18 protein-coding genes are annotated in these 14,932 nt (G+C 57.4%); 15 read left to right on the forward strand and 3 right to left on the reverse strand.

The features are described from left to right. The first annotated feature begins 4 nt into the window (after positions 1 to 4). From GFB57_RS25565 to GFB57_RS25635, 15 genes are all read left to right on the forward strand, one after another. Positions 5 to 1,012, forward strand: a complete 1,008-nt coding sequence (locus GFB57_RS25565) for a type IV secretion system protein (protein ID WP_032201037.1) — start codon at positions 5 to 7, stop codon at positions 1,010 to 1,012. 76 nt (positions 1,013 to 1,088) lie between these two features. After that, entirely contained in the window at positions 1,089 to 1,229 is a 141-nt protein-coding gene (locus tag GFB57_RS25570; RefSeq protein ID WP_000873539.1) for a hypothetical protein, read from the forward strand. After that, entirely contained in the window at positions 1,222 to 1,908 is a 687-nt protein-coding gene (locus tag GFB57_RS25575) for a type IV secretion system protein (RefSeq protein ID WP_001293055.1), read from the forward strand. The genes GFB57_RS25570 and GFB57_RS25575 overlap by 8 nt, the downstream gene beginning before the upstream one ends. Beyond that, positions 1,901 to 2,794, forward strand: coding sequence for a P-type conjugative transfer protein VirB9 (gene virB9 / locus GFB57_RS25580; RefSeq protein WP_001045307.1), 894 nt, complete (start codon positions 1,901 to 1,903; stop codon positions 2,792 to 2,794). Before GFB57_RS25575 ends, virB9 begins: the two co-directional genes overlap by 8 nt. Next, complete coding sequence (virB10, locus tag GFB57_RS25585; RefSeq protein ID WP_000980841.1) at positions 2,791 to 3,987, forward strand: VirB10/TraB/TrbI family type IV secretion system protein; 1,197 nt, start codon at positions 2,791 to 2,793, stop codon at positions 3,985 to 3,987. Before virB9 ends, virB10 begins: the two co-directional genes overlap by 4 nt. Positions 3,988 to 3,990: 3 nt before the next feature. After that, on the forward strand, positions 3,991 to 5,040 hold the full coding sequence (gene virB11 / locus GFB57_RS25590) for a P-type DNA transfer ATPase VirB11 (RefSeq protein WP_000342114.1): 1,050 nt from the start codon (positions 3,991 to 3,993) through the stop codon (positions 5,038 to 5,040). Continuing rightward, positions 5,027 to 5,428, forward strand: coding sequence for a cag pathogenicity island Cag12 family protein (locus GFB57_RS25595; protein ID WP_000979494.1), 402 nt, complete (start codon positions 5,027 to 5,029; stop codon positions 5,426 to 5,428). Before virB11 ends, GFB57_RS25595 begins: the two co-directional genes overlap by 14 nt. A gap of 90 nt (positions 5,429 to 5,518) precedes the next feature. Continuing rightward, the gene (locus tag GFB57_RS25600; RefSeq protein WP_000683352.1) at positions 5,519 to 5,836 is read left to right on the forward strand and encodes a TrbM/KikA/MpfK family conjugal transfer protein; all 318 of its coding nucleotides are present in this window, start codon (positions 5,519 to 5,521) and stop codon (positions 5,834 to 5,836) included. A 26-nt stretch (positions 5,837 to 5,862) separates the two neighbouring features. Next, complete coding sequence (locus tag GFB57_RS25605; RefSeq protein WP_000610141.1) at positions 5,863 to 6,198, forward strand: hypothetical protein; 336 nt, start codon at positions 5,863 to 5,865, stop codon at positions 6,196 to 6,198. Then, positions 6,174 to 6,482, forward strand: a complete 309-nt coding sequence (locus GFB57_RS25610) for a hypothetical protein (RefSeq protein WP_000212005.1) — start codon at positions 6,174 to 6,176, stop codon at positions 6,480 to 6,482. The genes GFB57_RS25605 and GFB57_RS25610 overlap by 25 nt, the downstream gene beginning before the upstream one ends. Continuing rightward, a complete protein-coding gene (locus GFB57_RS25615) occupies positions 6,479 to 8,680 on the forward strand; it encodes a type IA DNA topoisomerase (RefSeq protein WP_001241818.1) in 2,202 nt (733 codons plus the stop codon). Before GFB57_RS25610 ends, GFB57_RS25615 begins: the two co-directional genes overlap by 4 nt. After that, positions 8,677 to 9,069: an H-NS family nucleoid-associated regulatory protein gene (locus tag GFB57_RS25620; RefSeq protein ID WP_001079960.1), complete on the forward strand. Its 393-nt coding sequence runs from the start codon at positions 8,677 to 8,679 to the stop codon at positions 9,067 to 9,069. The genes GFB57_RS25615 and GFB57_RS25620 overlap by 4 nt, the downstream gene beginning before the upstream one ends. A 708-nt stretch (positions 9,070 to 9,777) precedes the next feature. Continuing rightward, a complete protein-coding gene (locus GFB57_RS25625; RefSeq protein WP_000575554.1) occupies positions 9,778 to 11,685 on the forward strand; it encodes a type IV secretion system DNA-binding domain-containing protein in 1,908 nt (635 codons plus the stop codon). Between the two features lie 14 nt (positions 11,686 to 11,699). Then, positions 11,700 to 12,446 (forward strand): MobC family replication-relaxation protein, encoded by a 747-nt coding sequence (gene mobC / locus GFB57_RS25630; protein WP_000909125.1) that lies wholly within the window; start codon positions 11,700 to 11,702, stop codon positions 12,444 to 12,446. Continuing rightward, positions 12,439 to 12,966 (forward strand): phospholipase D family protein, encoded by a 528-nt coding sequence (locus GFB57_RS25635; RefSeq protein ID WP_290367007.1) that lies wholly within the window; start codon positions 12,439 to 12,441, stop codon positions 12,964 to 12,966. Before mobC ends, GFB57_RS25635 begins: the two co-directional genes overlap by 8 nt. 31 nt (positions 12,967 to 12,997) lie before the next feature. Here the strand turns inward: GFB57_RS25635 and GFB57_RS25640 are convergent, their stop codons facing one another. The 3 genes from GFB57_RS25640 to GFB57_RS25650 all read right to left on the reverse strand — a co-directional run bounded on the left by GFB57_RS25640 (position 12,998) and on the right by GFB57_RS25650 (position 14,874). Then, entirely contained in the window at positions 12,998 to 13,429 is a 432-nt protein-coding gene (locus GFB57_RS25640) for a hypothetical protein (protein WP_001531161.1), read from the reverse strand. Between the two features lie 131 nt (positions 13,430 to 13,560). After that, complete coding sequence (locus tag GFB57_RS25645; protein ID WP_013438824.1) at positions 13,561 to 13,737, reverse strand: hypothetical protein; 177 nt, start codon at positions 13,735 to 13,737, stop codon at positions 13,561 to 13,563. A 171-nt stretch (positions 13,738 to 13,908) separates the two neighbouring features. Continuing rightward, positions 13,909 to 14,874, reverse strand: a complete 966-nt coding sequence (locus GFB57_RS25650) for a zincin-like metallopeptidase domain-containing protein (protein ID WP_001743098.1) — start codon at positions 14,872 to 14,874, stop codon at positions 13,909 to 13,911. Positions 14,875 to 14,932: the final 58 nt, after the last annotated feature.

The following is a 14,932-nucleotide window of genomic DNA, read 5'->3' on the forward strand; positions in this document are numbered from 1 at the left end:
CACCATGAGTGGAATATTCGTCGGATTAAACAGCCACATCATGGAGGGGTTTGACAGCGTGCTCACCAGCGTGGCCGCCGATACGGGGGGGTGGATGGCACACCTGTTCTCCATCGCGGTGCTCTCGCTGTACATCACGTGGCGCGCCTACCAGACGATGGCAGGCAAGCTAGTCCGCCCCTTCGAGGAGATCGTGTGGGACGTGAGCCGGATGCTCATCATCATGATTTTCGTCACCAACGCCGGAGGCTATCTCGATCTGGTTTCGGATGCCATCACCGGCCTGCGGGACGGATTCAGCGGCGACGCGTCGATCTGGGCGCGGCTGGATACCGTCTGGGAAAAGGCTCAAGCACTTGGGGAGAAGCTTTACTCTTATGATGATTCAACCTATGTCGCTCTAAAAGGCACTCTGGCGCAGTTTCTGGTCTGGGCAGGCGTCATGTTACTGGTAGGCATCACGGCCATCATTAACCTGATAGCCGAACTGGTGATGCTGCTGATGCTGGCGACCGCCCCGATCTTTATCTACTGCCTGATGTGGTCGTGGTTCCGGGATATGTTCAGCAACTGGCTCAGAATTATTCTGGGCTGCATCCTTACATCCCTGTTCAGCGGCATCGCCCTGACGGTGGTAATGGATTACCTGGACTACATCCTGGCGGGCGCCACAAAAGCATCCGATGCCAACTACCTGACTCTGGCCGTTCAGGTCTTCCTCGGCACGGCGGGTGCCGCCGCCGTGATGGTCCTGACCTATAAGCTGGCCGAGGCGCTTGCCGGTGCATCCGCACAGGGTGCCGCTCAGGCACTTGCCGCGTCGGGAGTAGGTTCAGCCCGTCAATCCGCCTCCTCCGCAGCCGGTGCGGTGGGGGATAAAGCCTCACAGAACCTTAACAGCACCGGCAGCGCAACGGCCTCGTCTGCCTCCACGGCCTCCCGCGCCACCGGCGATGCGCGCAGCCGCAGCCGCGCCGCCGTTCAGCGGATGCAGGAACGCTACCAGAGATAACCCAGTCTGACTGAACTGCGGGACGCCGCAACGGCGTCCTGCGGCTTCGTCACGTCTTTACCACAGGAAAAACACCATGAAATACGGCATCACGCTGCTGATGCTGTGCCTGCTTGCAGGCTGCGCACAGCGAAACACCCAACTTCCGCCCGTGTCGGGCAACCCGGAGCCGGTCAATTCCCCGGCCATTATTCAGGAGTTAACCCCCCATGTCTGAACTTACCGCCAAAGCCCTGAGCGACTCGCGCTCGTTTGAGAACGCCATTCTTGAGCGGGATATGCGCATGAAAAAGGCGGGCTGGATCGTGGCGGCGCTCGCCGGTCTGCTGCTCGTCTTCGCCCTTGCCGCCCTTATCCTGCTGCTACCGCTCAAAACCACCACCGTGGAGCTGTACACGCTCGACCGTCAGACCGGGCGCATCGAGCGCGTCACCACCGTCGGCGAGGACAAGCTGGACACCTCCGAGGTGCTCAATCTCTCGCAGACTGCGTCCTACGTGAAGCGCCGCGAGGGGTACAACTATTTCGCCCTTCAGCAGGACTACAGAGAGACGCAGATGTTCAACAGCGACGAGGTCAACAAGGAATACCTCGACTGGTTTAACAGCCCGGACGCGCCGGACGCTGTGTTTCAGCAGGCGGCCTATGTAGTCACGGTGGAAGTCCTCTCCAACGTACCGTCAGAGGGCACCGGCTCCAGCATGGTGGAGATGCTGCGCATCAAGCGCACCATTCGAAAGGTCAAGGACAACACCGAAACGTATGATTACTGGACGGTGCGCATGACCTACCGCTATTTCCCGCAGAAGAAAATGACGGCCTCCGAGCGCGAGGTGAACCCGTTCGGCTTCATCGTCACCAGTTACCAGCGGTTTAAGGAGAAAAGCGATGAATAAGGTACTGATGTGTGCCCTCCTGCTGACCGCAGCGTCAGCATGGGGGGCGGCGACACCGCGCGGCAGCGCCTATGACAGCCGCATGCAGAACATCCCCTACAACAGCCAGAACACGACAGTGATTAACACGCGGGCGGGTTACATCACGACGCTGGTTTTTGACGCCGACGAGGAGGTGATCACCGCCACCGCTGGTTTTCCGCAGGGCTGGACGATCACACCCGACCGTAACCGCGTGGGGATTAGCCCCGCGCCGGTGAAGCAGCCGGTAACGGATGCGGACGGCAAAACCGTCCAGAAGATTTTCACCCCCACGCAGCAGGACTGGCAGACCAACCTGTTTGTGACCACCACAAAGCGCGACTACAGCCTGATGCTGAACGTGATCGATAACGATCGCGAGGCGGGAAATCTGGCCTTTGTGGTGCGCTTCAGCTACCCCGACGATACCCGCAGGCAGAACGACGCAGCCCGCCTCGCCCGTCAGCAGGAGCTTCAGGCCGCGCAGGAGAAAGAACGCATTCAGTTTGCCCTGAAGAAATCCACTGCGCCGCGCAACTGGAACTACACCCGCAGGGTGGCGGCAGGTTCGGAGTCGATCACCCCGGATTTTGCGTATGACGACGGCCGGTTTACCTATCTCGGCTTTTCACCGCAGAAGCTGATCCCGTCGCCGACCGTCATCGTCGGCGGCAGCGAGCAGGTGATCACCCCGACCTTCAGCACCGAGGGTAACTACCGGGTGATGGTACTGCGCTCTCTTTCTCCACGCTTTGTGCTGCGCTACGGCAGCCAGGTCGTGGGGATTGAAAACGGCAGTTACGGGAAAGTCACCGTGGCGAACGGCAGCACCGTCTCACCGGATGTGAAACTGGAGAGCAAATGATGAACGAACAGGAAGACATTAAAACCGCCGCCGAACTGGAGGCGGAAGCCCGCGAGCGGGCGCGGGCAGAGATTGACGGCGATAAACCCGCCGCAGGCGCGGTGCCACCCGGACAGCCACAGGTGGTGCAGCACGCGAAGCGCCGCAGCCGCCGCTCGCTCGTGCTGGCCGCCATCAGCCTGGTGTTACTGGTCATTATCGCCACCGGCGGGGATTACCTGATGGCGAAACTGAAGGGTGACGGCAGCGGAAAAAGCGCGAGCCATGAACCGGAATCGCACGCCACCTCCCCCGCCCGCGAGCGCAATAACCTCGGACGGGATCTGAACCCGCTGGGACAGCTGGCAGACACAACCGGCCAGGAGAAGACTACTCCGACTGATACCGCCGCGCCGCCGCAGGCATCACCGCCCCCCCTGACGTTTGACAAGGTCAGCGCCCTGGCAGACAGCGCCCCAACCACTGCAAGCAGCGCCCCGAAAAGCACGTCCAGCAGTAACGTATCACCTGCGGGCAGCGCGTCCGCGCCAGGCTCTGCAACACCCGCCGGGCAGTCGCAGGATAACGGGCTGGCGCGCATTACCGGCGTGAAGCGGCTCGGCCTCGATCCGGATTTGTACATTCCGGCCGACCGGCATATCCCCTGCGCGATGATGCAGCGCTTTGTATCGGACGTGGGCGGGCGCTTTAACTGCCTTATCAGCGAGGACATTTACAGCGCCAGCAACGCCGTGCGCCTTATCCCGGCAGGCACTGAGGCGCGCGGCCTGTACCGCACCGGCACGCTGAAAAACGGGCAGGGGCGTCTGTTCCTCGCCATCACCGAGCTGCGCACGCCGGAACCCGGCCGCCTGGTTATTCCGATGGTTGACAGCCAGGCCGTGGGGGCGCTTGGCGAGAACGGCGTCGCGGGCTGGATAGACAATCACTGGCTGGAGCGGATAGGTAATACCCTCCTGCTCGGCACGGTACAGGACTTTGCCGCTGCGGCCTCCGGCTCGTCGCCGGGCAAGGATCGCAACACGGACTACACGGAGAACACCCGCGCGGCCACGGCGGAAATGGCAAAAACGCTCCTGGAAAACAGCATCAACATCCCGCCGACGATGTACCTCAACCAGGGTGACGTGATTGGCCTGGTCACGGGGGCGGACATTGATTTTTCAGACGTCTACAGACTGCGCATGAGGTAAGCGATGGACGATAAACTGACTGATACCCCGTCAGAGGGCAACGTCGCGCTGTCACACCTGCGCGATCTGTTGTTCGGGGACTACCTGAGCCGGGAGGGGCTGACGGAAATTGCCATCAACCGCCCCGGAGAGCTGCACACAAAAATCAACGGGGCGTGGGAAATGCACGCCTCGCCGGTCACGCTGCGCCAGTGCTCGTCCTTTGCCAGGGCGCTGGCCGTGTGGAACAACGACACCATTGATGAAACGTCGCCTATCCTCTCGGCCACGCTCCCTACAGGAGAACGCTGCCAGATAGTGGTGCCCCCGGCCTGTGAGCGTAACACCATCTCAATCACCCTGCGTAAGCCGGACTACTTCCAGCGCACCCATCAGTCGTATATCGATGCCGGGTTTTATGACCGGGTGCAGGGTACAGAAAAGGTGGAATCAAAAGACGGGGAGCTGAGCCGCATATACCTGTCCGGGAATATCCCGCTTTTTATGGAAAAGTGCGTGGAGTACGGCAAAACGCTCTTTGTGGTGGGGGAAACAGGCTCTGGGAAAACCACCTACATGAAGATGCTGCTGCACTACATTCCCGAGACGCTGCGCCTTATCACCATCGAGGACAACCCGGAGCTGAAGTTTTACAGCCAGAAAAACTACGTTCATCTGTTCTACCCGGCGGACGCCGGAGAGGGCGCAATAGTCACCTCTGATCGCCTGGTGCGCGCGATTTACCGTATGAACCCCGACCGCCCCCTGCTCGCCGAGGTGCGTGGCCGCGAGGCGTGGGACGCACTCAAGCTGATTGAGTCCGGGCACGAGGGGTTTATGTCCTCCCTGCACGCGGGCAGCCCGCGCGAGTGTATCTCCGGGCTGATTGACCGCTGCTACGAGCATCCGGCGTGCCGGGGCATGCCGGTTGACGTGCTGCTGCGCAAGGTACTGCACTGCGTCGACGTCATTGTGAGCGTGGACGTTCACGGCAACGTGCGCCGCATGAGCGACGTCTATTTTAAACCCCTGCACATGCAGGCTATGAAGGAGAGTTTCAATGATGCTGCCTAAACTGACCGGCCTGACGGCGATCGTCGTCCTCCTGGCGGGCTGTTCTTCGCCACCGGAGCCTGCGGCCGTTGACTGGTCACAACCGGCGCAGCCGGTAACGACCACCCGGCCGGTATGGGAACCCAACCGTCTTATCGTGGCCTCGCCGGTGACGGAAGGGCACTGGTCGCAGGTGCTTACGCGTTTTGAACCCGGCGGGATTTACCCGGCCGCACAGTGGTACGCGGTTGCGCACGCCTCGCGCGCGGTAGTAAATGCCCCGGACGGCCAGCGCTTCTTTGCGGCCAAAACCTGGCTCCGCGAGGGCGGCTACAAGGGTGTGGTGGAGTTTCGCCCCCGCTCCGGCTGCCTGACCTGCGACACCTCAGAAATCGTCTTCTACCGATAACGTCGGTGACGGTCTGAGTCCTTCAGACCGTCACCGACGTTGAACAACCAACGGGCGTTAGCGCCCTGCTTCCCTTCAGAGGAAATCATCATGAAACACACCGTAATCACGGCGGCGCTGCTGTGCGCCCTTACTTCTCCGGCGTTCGCCGCCGATGGCCAGAATGCCGACCCGAATGACCCGTGCGCGATGGTGCTGTGCCTGGCCGGAAAGCTCGACGGCAGCAGTCCCGCCGAGTGTGACCCGATGTACAAAAATTTCATGAGCATCAAAAAGAAAAAAAAGGGGTCGTTTTTACCCGATCACACCGCCGCAGCGCGGCAGAAAAAACTGAGCGCCTGCCCGTCCGCTGACAGCGCCATTGTCGGCAAGATCATCTCGAAATTTGGCCGTATGAACGGTTGGTAAAACGGCAGCCGTAAAGGAGACACCACGTGATTAATCAAACCGTTTCTATTAATAACTTTTCCGGGCTGCTGAAAGATGAGGAGCTTCCTGCAGGTGATTTGCAGACGGTGCTGCTCGTTTTGTCGGAAATCAGCCAGAAACAGGATCATTTTCAGGCCAACACGTCCGAACTCGTCCAGCTCGCCGCGCAGCACTCGCCGACCTTCCAGGCATTACCAGCAGAACGTCAGTCGTTCTTCCGCTCCGTGCTCAGTATGCCGGTCTTCTTTTACACCGTTCCGCTGAGCGACGACGAGGCGGCGGAATGGGAAAAACTCAACGATAAGGATGCACTCCAATGGCAACAAAAACCGGATTTATAGCCCCGCCGTGGCCGCATGTGCGTGGTGATTCCGTTAGTGCCGCGAGCCTGATTTCTCGCATCGAGAAAGAAGCGCATCGCGGCTGCGGCCTGCATTACGAAATCTACCAATATCGCGCCCTGTGCGAATTGCACGATGTTCTGACCAGTCTCAGCGTCCGTGATGCTGAGACGTTCATGACAGTAGCGGCGGATCATGGCTTTAGTCTGTCTGATAACGACTTTCAGGAAAGTCGAATGATGTACTTCGAAACGATGGATGAAATCAGGAGAGATCAAGAATGAGACTGTGGATTGCAGAAAAACCCGCAGTCGCGAGCGATATCGCGAAAGCGCTGGGCGGCAACTTCACCCGGCACGACGGCTATGCCGAATCGGCGACCGATATCGTGAGCTACTGCGTCGGCCACGTGCTGGAAATGGTGCCCCCGGAGACGATCAACCCGGCCTACGCCACCTGGTCGCTCGACACCCTGCCGCTGAAGCTGTACCCGGTACAGCTTCAGCCAAAAGCGAGCGTGGCAAAGCAGGCTAATACCCTGGTGAAGCTGATTCGGCGCCCGGATATCAAAATGGTTGTCCACTGCGGCGACCCGGACGACGAGGGGCAGCTCCTGGTTGACGAGGTGCTGGAGTTCGCCGGAAACACCGCGCCGGTGAAACGGGCGCTTATTAACGACAACACCGCGCCAGCGGTGAAAAAAGCCATCAACTCCCTGCGCGATAACAGCGATTTTCGTGGGATGTACCTGAAAGCCCTGATGCGCAGCGCAGGAGACGCGATTTTTGGCTTCAGTATGAGCCGCTGTTACACCCTCAAAGCCCGCGATAAGGGCTATAAGGGCACGATTTCGGTTGGCCGCGTCCAGACGCCGGTGCTGGGAATGATTGTGCGCCGGTGGCGCGACAATCAGGCGCACAGCGAGGCGTTTTACTACCAGCTCGCAGGGCAGTTTATCAGCGGTACGGACGTTGTCTGCGCCCGCTGGCAGACGTCCGAATACGCGCCGGTGGACGATAAAAAGCGGCTGACGGATAAGGCCTGGGGGGAAGGACTCGCGAGGGCTCTGGCCGGAAAACCGGCCAGCGTGCTCGCGGCCGCCACCGACCGGGGAAAAACCACGGCCGCACCGCTGCCGTTTAACCTGCTGCGCCTCCAGGTGTATATGAACCGCAGGCACAAACTGACCGCGCAGCAGACGCTCGATATCACGCAGAAGCTCAAGGACAGTAAATACATTACCTACAACCGCTCTGACTGTTCTTATCTGTCCGATGAACAATTCAACGACGCGCCACAGGTGGTGGCGGCCTTAAAAACGCTCGACGTTTTTAACGGCCTTACCACCGACACGGCGCAAAAAAGTGCGGCGTTTGACAGTAAAAAAGTCACCGCCCACACCGCCATTATCCCGACGACGAACATGCCGGATTTAAGCCGCCTTACCGACAAGGAAAAGGCGGTTTATCTCACCATCGCGCAGTTTTATCTCGCGCAGTTCGTGGCGAAAAAGCGCTATGACGAGTCGATCGCGGAGATTAAATGCGGTGACGAGATGTTTAAAGTCTCGGCGCGTAAAATCACCGATGCGGGTTTTACGACGTTCCTGAACGACGCGGAAGAAGACGACGAGGAGGACGAAAACAGCACCTCGTTTGAGGCCATCAGCCGCCTGCAAACCGGGGCGACATTAACCTGCCGCGAGGTGGTGATTTCGGAGAAAAAAACTAAACCGCTGCCGCTGTTTACCGAGGCGACCCTGCTCGCTGCCCTCGTTCGCGTGGCCGATTTTGTCGCCGATCCGCGCATTAAAAAATTGCTCAAGGAGAAGGATAAAGACAAAAAAGATGAACACGGCGGCATCGGCACACCGGCGACCCGCGCGGCTATTATTGAGACGCTGAAAACCCGCGATTACATCACCGTGGAAAAGGGCAAATTTATCCCAACTGCCGCCGGGCTGGCGTTAATTGATGCCCTGCCCGACTCGGTGACGCAGCCGGATATGACCGCCGTATGGGCTGAAAAACAGGCGGCGGTTGAAACCGGCGAAATGACCATCGAGCGCTTTATTGATGGTCTTTACGCGGAAGTTTCCCGCCTGGTTGAGAGCGCCGATATTGCCATCAGCGCGACGGAAAAACATCCCGTTAAAACGGCGCTTAACCGCCTCGCGGTTAAATGTCCGTCGTGCGGTTCTGAGCTGGTTATGACGCCGAAAACCTGCGCCTGTACGGGCTGTCAGTTCAAAATATGGCTGGAAGTGCGCGGCAAAAAGCTGACGGAAAAACAGGCCGAGAAGTTAATCGGCAAGGGCAAAACCGACGTTATTAAAGGTTTTAAATCGAAGAAAAACGACGACACCTATTCGATGATCGTCACGCTGAAAAACGCGCAAACCGGGGAACTCGGTTTTGAATATCCACCACGCGATCCGCTGAAAGGATTGAACGTATCTATGCCGAAGGAGCTGAAATTATGAACCGTATCCAGGACGAATTAACCTCAGAGCGCGCGCTGAAAAAGTTTTTACGTGAAAGTGATTTTGCCTTTCTGGAGATGCTGAGTGCACGTATTTCAGCAGCGCTTGATGAAAAACGCGCAGAGCATATCGAGCAGGAAAAGCTACGCCGACAGCGGGAAGAAAAGCGCAATGAATTGCTGGCGCTGATTGAATCGGAGGGCTTTTCACCGACAGAGCTGGTTAGTACAACTCCCGCCAAAAAGTCGGCAAAACGCAAAGCTAAATATCAGTATTTTGAAAACGGCGTGCATAAAAAATGGTCAGGCGTCGGACGCGTGCCGGTTGTAATTCAGCAAGAACTTGACGCCGGAAAACCTCTTGAATCCTTCCTTATTACCACCGACTAACAACGGCACAGGGTCGGTTTTGACCTGGCTTTTCGGGCTTCGAAGACTGGCGAGCATGGCGATTCAATTTTGAAAAAATTGCTAATCGACAGGCCGCCTGAGTCTGCGAAGTGGCAGGAGGCGAGTAAATTCAATTTCGAAGAAATTGCTAATTTGCGTCGCCGATTCCACTTTTTGAGCGCTCACCCCAAGTGAGCCGAAAAAAGCCGGGGGGGGCCGAATAAATTTTGCCGCCCCAGCGAGCAAAAAGACGCGCCCACGCGTCGGTTTATTTGGGGGGCTTGCCCCCCACACCGTCGTGCCTAAGTCTCCGGCCAAAAGCCGGTAGCGTGGCGCGACCACCCCCTAAAAAGCCTAGTTTCCCTTTAATTCGTCTTGTGAGGAACGAACAAGGCGAAGAAAAGGGCTAAAACAGGCGTCTTTTAGGGGGTGGTCGCGCGTAGCGCGCGACGGTGTGGCCTCTTTTGACCTTGGGGGTTTTGGCCGGGCGTTCAGCCAGGACATTACCCCCATGCGACATGCAGTAAGGGCGTCCAGCCCGCGCGTAATGCCGCACGCCGTTAGATCGCGGGAGTGTACCTCCTGCGATCATGGCCGCTTAGCGGCCACTTCTTTTGCAGCATGGAATCGGTCAGTCAGAACGATCACAACCTGTGACCGTTCTGACTGACCGATGGTGCTGACCGAATTTAAGTGAAGGAGAATATCGTGATATTCGACAAACTGAATCATTTGCTGTCGCCGATAGCAAATGCCGTCCTGGCCTTTATCGCCTTTTTGCAGGCGCATCAACTGGCGTTAGCGCTGCTGTCCGGCGTCATGCTGCCTTTTATATTTTCTGCGAAACACGGCGGTCAGGAAAAGCCGACGTTTCTGCAAAGGATCTTAATTCTGCTTTCCATGATCTGTTTTGTTTTCGGCTCGATAGCGCCAGTGGCCGTCTGGTTTTTACAGCGCATTTATGGCCGGGAAGATATCGCCAGTCCGCCGCTGCTTACCTGGACAATGGCGCTACTGTTTACCGTCGCCGGTTTTATTCTGCACGTGGTTTTACGGCGTTTGATCTCGCCTGAATTTGATAAGGTCAAATGCGGCATGGTGAAAAAAACCAGCATGGAGCGCGACCGCAGAACCGACGTTCGCCGGGTAAAAGAAATTTTACCCGTCACCACAGAATACGATCCGATGGATTACATCGATCTGAATAAGGGGATTTTTATCGGGCTGAGCCGCGAGGGTGAGCCGCAATATATTCCGTTAAAAGAATGGCAGACCCAGCACGCCGACATTATCGGCACCACTGGTGCCGGTAAAGGCGTCGTAACCGGTATTCTGCTTTATCAGAGCATCCTCGCCGACGAGGGCGTTTTTGTTCTCGACCCCAAAAACGACGAGTGGGCACCGCACCTGTATAAAAAAGCGTGCGCGGACGCCGGAAAACCCTTTGTGCTTATCGACCTGAATAAACAGGAATACCAGATGAACCTTATCGACGGTATCACCGCCGACCATCTGGAGGAATTATTCGTGGCCGGTTTCAGTCTGGCGGAAAAAGGCGAGGCGGCGGATTTTTACCGTATCGACGACCGCAAGGCGGCGAGAACGGCGGCGCAGTTCGTGAAGGATAATCCGGGCGCAACCGTGCGGGATATTTATAACGGCGATTATGTTCAGGGCATTGGCGAGACGATTAAAGCCTTTCACGGTAAAACCGAGGAGCTGGCAATGCTCAACAGCATTAACGCGCCAGGCGGTTTTGCGCTGAAGGAGATTTTCGACAAGGGCGGCTGCTGCTATATCATCGGTTCGATGCGTAACTCTAAAATCATTACCGCGCAGCGCATGATTTTAGTTCGCCTGTTCCAGCTCGCGGAATTGCGCGACCGCGTCGCGGGGAATATCCGCCCCATCGCCATCTTTAAGGACGAGGTGAAATATCACCTGTCCAAACCGGCGCTCGAAGGGTTAGGCGCGGCACGCGATAAAGGCGTCCATATATTAATGGCGCACCAGTCAATTGCCGACCTGCGCGACTGTCCGGCGGATTTAAACGGCGACGCCGTGGTTGGGGCGGTTGTGGAAAACTGCAAGTTTAAGCTGGTATATAAACTTCAGGATCCAGACACCGCCGAATGGATTGCGCGCATGTCGGGCACGATTTTAGTCGATGATGAAAGCCGGAAAGTCACCACCACGGCGGTGCTGACAGAAAAAGTCGATAACGAGCGCATGCTTCGGCAGGCGGAAAGCTATTACATCGACAGCAATATGCTCCAGAACCTGCCGAAGTTCGTCAGCTATATCTTCAGCCAGAACGCGCTCGCGTTCCCGTCGTTAATCTCACCGCTCAAGGTTAAAAAAGCCCCACTGGAGCTGTTTACCCTGCCGCCGGTCGCAGTCGCTACGGTGGCAGAAGTTAAACCGGTGCTGGATCTGGATTTTGATAAAACGGCTCCGGCAGTTCCGGCACCTGACATTATTCCGGTCAGCGCAACAACCACCAAAAAACCCTCAGCAACGCCAATACCCACTCCGCCGGTGCAACCTGACGAGGAGTGGCTGATGGCATCACAGCCCGCTCCAAATGACGAAATACATTCGTTGCTGGATTTATAAAATAAGGAGTTTCTATGCTTATTTCGTCGTATCAGGAACGTTATGCACGCAGCACTGAAAAAATTCGCGTACTGCTGAATTTTCTCAAGGAGGAAACCTACAGCGATTTTCAAATCATAAAGCTGCTTTTTGATTTTAAATCTGACCGCCCTCTCTACCGGTTGTTGGAGAAGGTGGAGAAAATGGGGCTGATTCAGAAGCACGTGCATGAATCCCGCGCGTCGAGAATATCCCTGTGGGGCATTACCACCGACGGGCTGGCCGTTATCCTCACGGCGGACGACAACATAATGCCCGCCCGCTTTGAACCCTACCGCCTGACCGGCTGGTCACTCGACCATCACCTTGATAACCAGCTAGTGCGCCTTACGCTGGAGAAGAACGGCGCGACAGGGTGGATTAACGGCGACCGTTCAACGTTCCTCAGTCAGTACAGCGTCAAACACCGTCCCGACGGGCTTATCAGCCTGCCGGACGGCAGGCTGATCGCCGTTGAAACCGAACGACGTATCAAAACAAAGGCGCGCTATCAGTCCATCATGGCGAGCCACCTGCTGGCTATCAGCGATAAAAAATGGCGGTACGCGTTTTACGTCGCCCCGGACGAGGCGAAAAAGCGCGCCCTGAAGATTATTTTCGACAGCATCGCCAGCGTGATCGTGAAAAACCAGCATGTGCAACTGGAGGCAAAACACCGCGACGTTTTCCGCTTTTACACCCTCGATGAACTGAAAAACCTGGAGCTGGACAACTATGCGTAAAACCACCCTTCTGGTGCTGGCCGCCGCCCTCTGCGTGCCCGCGTTCGCCACCGCCGCGCCCGTCCTGACGGCGGGTTTTTCGCCGTCTGACGGGCGCCCTGCTCTTGAAATCGTGCTCGGCGCCATAAACAACGCCAGGCAGAGCATTGACGTCGCGGCCTACAGCTTCACCAGTAAGCCGGTCGCGACGGCGCTCGCCGGTGCTAACCGGCGCGGCGTGGCCGTGCGCGTGGTGGCCGACGAAAAGGCGAACAGCGACCGCTACACCTCCGTGACGTATCTGATAAACCAGGGCGTGCCGGTGCACCTTAACGGCCGTTACGCCATCATGCACAACAAGTTTATGGTGATCGACGGCAAAAACGTCCAGACCGGGTCGTTTAACTACACGGCAAGCGCCGTTTCGCGCAACGCGGAAAACGTGCTGCTGATCGAGGATGCGCCGCAGCTGGCGGAGGCGTACCAGCGAGAATTTAACCGCCTGTGGGATGAGGGCATCCCGCTGAATGCCCTGTACTGAATCAGCCCCGTCTGCGGACGGGGCTTTTTTTTTACTCCACTTCCAGCCAGGCTTTGCGTCCTTCAAGATGCAGCGCTTTCAGCATGGCGATCACGTCTTCTGCTGAACGTCCGCCATAGTTGAGACGGGTCTGCTCCCCTTCAAACTCCACCACGATAATGGTGTCCAGCGTCACCGACAGCAGCTCGCGGAGATCACGTAGCGTCTGCCCTGTACTGCGTGAATGCATGCACTGGGTTATCCGGTTGGCCGCCTCCTGGCACAATCCCTCTACGGCCTCGCGATATACCAGACGCTGATCGAGGTTGCCCTCGATGTCGCTGATCAGTTTAACCACCGCCGTTTTGACGGTTTTGATTTCAGGAAATTTCGTTTTTGGGGAGCCTGACTGCTCCAGCGGGGATACGCTGGTCGCCGGTGCAGCTTTAGGGGCGGTTGTCGGGGTGTGCAGGTTCATCGTCATGGTCGTTTCTCCGTCAGTGTGAATTTCGTCTTCGTATCGCCTGACGGTTCGGCCTGCCCGGAGTCGTTCTGGTCAGCAAGGGCGCGCAGCGTGCCATTTACCCTTGCTGTCCAGGTTGTGACGGGGGACGATTACCGGAAGCTGATACGCAGGAGAAAGGCATCACAGGAGAAAATGACGATGTGCACACCCGGACTTACCGCCCCTTTAGCTGCGGCGGCGAAAGCCGTTACGTCATTTTTTACGTAAGACATCGCGCCGTTACGTATCCCGGATACGTAACGGCTACCGCCTGAAAAAGGGTTCATTTTTTTTGAATCTGTCCGGTTTATTTTTCCGTGCCGGCCTCAGCTGCAGGACGTCCTGCAGCTGAGGCCGGCCGCGTTACAGAATTCTAAAAAACAGTGACTTATATAATTCCCTCCCTGATTCTCTCTCTTTCAAAAATTCTGAAGCCCTGCACCGCAGGGCTCCAGCTGTCAGCAGTCCATCAGCCAGCGGTGCGCTTTTGAGGCCGCTGCCGCCGCTTTAAAGATGTAGCGCTTGTCTCCCTTCAGCGCTTTCAGCCAGGACGCGATATAGCTTTCATGCTGCACCTCTCCCGTAATCCCCAAATCCGCCAACAGAAACGCGCTGCCCAGCTCGGCGATCAGTTCCTCAAACGCATACGCCTCAGAGCCAAACTTATTGCCTTTTTCACGATTGAGGCGGGACGCTGCACCCGTCCAGTGAACCAGCTCATGCAGGCCGGTGGCGTAGAAGTTCGCCGCGTCCGCGAAGCGGAACCGCTCCGGCAGGACGATTTCATCGGTGGCCGGACGATAGAACGCCTTTACGCCCTGCTCGGTGATTTTTGCCCCGCTCCGGATCATGAGTGCTTCCGCCTGCGGCAGCGGATCGAAACCGGCAACCGGCTGCGGCACGCTCTCGATGCTCAGGCCGTCGATTTGCTCCACGTTAAACACGGTAAAGGCTTTCAGCATCGGGATTTTTTCGATTTCCCCGTCCTCGTCCTCTTTCTCCAGCGTCTTGTAAAAGATGGCCGTCGTGCCGTGTTCACCTTTACGAACCTGGCCGCCCAGCTCCTGCGCCTGTTTGTAGGTCAGCCAGCGCTCGTCCTGAAAACCCTGTTTTGCCGCACTACACCACAGCAGCATGATATTAATTCCGCTGTATGCCGTGCCGGTGCTGAAGTTGGCCGGTAATCCCACCGCTGCGCCGTTGCGAACCCACGGACACACCCACGGCTTAACGCCGCTTTCCAGGGCTGCAATGATGCTGTCCGTTACTGTCTGGTAAAGGTCTGTTTTGACTGCGCCAGCACGGGCTTTGCTTTTGCCCCTGGAAAATTTCGTTTTTGAGGAGCCTGACTGCTCCAGCGGGGATACGCTGGTCGCCTGTGAAGCTTTAGGGGCGGTTGTCTGAGTGTGCAGGTTCATCGTCATGGCTGTTTCTCCGTCAGTGTGAATTTCGTCTTCGTATCGCCTGACGGTTCGGCCTGCC

This window comes from Citrobacter sp. S39, assembly GCF_009495675.1.
GTDB classification, from domain to species: Bacteria; Pseudomonadota; Gammaproteobacteria; order Enterobacterales; family Enterobacteriaceae; genus Citrobacter; species Citrobacter freundii.

Excerpts from the sequence above, each read along its gene's own strand:
- virB11 (WP_000342114.1), top strand. The coding sequence starts at position 3,991 with ATGGACGATAAACTGACTGATACCCCGTCAGAGGGCAACGTCGCGCTG.
- GFB57_RS25575 (WP_001293055.1), top strand. The coding sequence starts at position 1,222 with ATGTCTGAACTTACCGCCAAAGCCCTGAGCGACTCGCGCTCGTTTGAG.
- GFB57_RS25595 (WP_000979494.1), top strand. The coding sequence starts at position 5,027 with ATGATGCTGCCTAAACTGACCGGCCTGACGGCGATCGTCGTCCTCCTG.
- GFB57_RS25570 (WP_000873539.1), top strand. The coding sequence starts at position 1,089 with ATGAAATACGGCATCACGCTGCTGATGCTGTGCCTGCTTGCAGGCTGC.
- GFB57_RS25600 (WP_000683352.1), top strand. The coding sequence starts at position 5,519 with ATGAAACACACCGTAATCACGGCGGCGCTGCTGTGCGCCCTTACTTCT.
- GFB57_RS25645 (WP_013438824.1), bottom strand. The coding sequence starts at position 13,737 with ATGAACCCTTTTTCAGGCGGTAGCCGTTACGTATCCGGGATACGTAAC.
- GFB57_RS25615 (WP_001241818.1), top strand. The coding sequence starts at position 6,479 with ATGAGACTGTGGATTGCAGAAAAACCCGCAGTCGCGAGCGATATCGCG.
- GFB57_RS25635 (WP_290367007.1), top strand. The coding sequence starts at position 12,439 with ATGCGTAAAACCACCCTTCTGGTGCTGGCCGCCGCCCTCTGCGTGCCC.
- GFB57_RS25610 (WP_000212005.1), top strand. The coding sequence starts at position 6,174 with ATGGCAACAAAAACCGGATTTATAGCCCCGCCGTGGCCGCATGTGCGT.
- GFB57_RS25650 (WP_001743098.1), bottom strand. The coding sequence starts at position 14,874 with ATGACGATGAACCTGCACACTCAGACAACCGCCCCTAAAGCTTCACAG.
- virB10 (WP_000980841.1), top strand. The coding sequence starts at position 2,791 with ATGATGAACGAACAGGAAGACATTAAAACCGCCGCCGAACTGGAGGCG.
- GFB57_RS25565 (WP_032201037.1), top strand. The coding sequence starts at position 5 with ATGAGTGGAATATTCGTCGGATTAAACAGCCACATCATGGAGGGGTTT.
- GFB57_RS25640 (WP_001531161.1), bottom strand. The coding sequence starts at position 13,429 with ATGACGATGAACCTGCACACCCCGACAACCGCCCCTAAAGCTGCACCG.
- virB9 (WP_001045307.1), top strand. The coding sequence starts at position 1,901 with ATGAATAAGGTACTGATGTGTGCCCTCCTGCTGACCGCAGCGTCAGCA.
- mobC (WP_000909125.1), top strand. The coding sequence starts at position 11,700 with ATGCTTATTTCGTCGTATCAGGAACGTTATGCACGCAGCACTGAAAAA.
- GFB57_RS25620 (WP_001079960.1), top strand. The coding sequence starts at position 8,677 with ATGAACCGTATCCAGGACGAATTAACCTCAGAGCGCGCGCTGAAAAAG.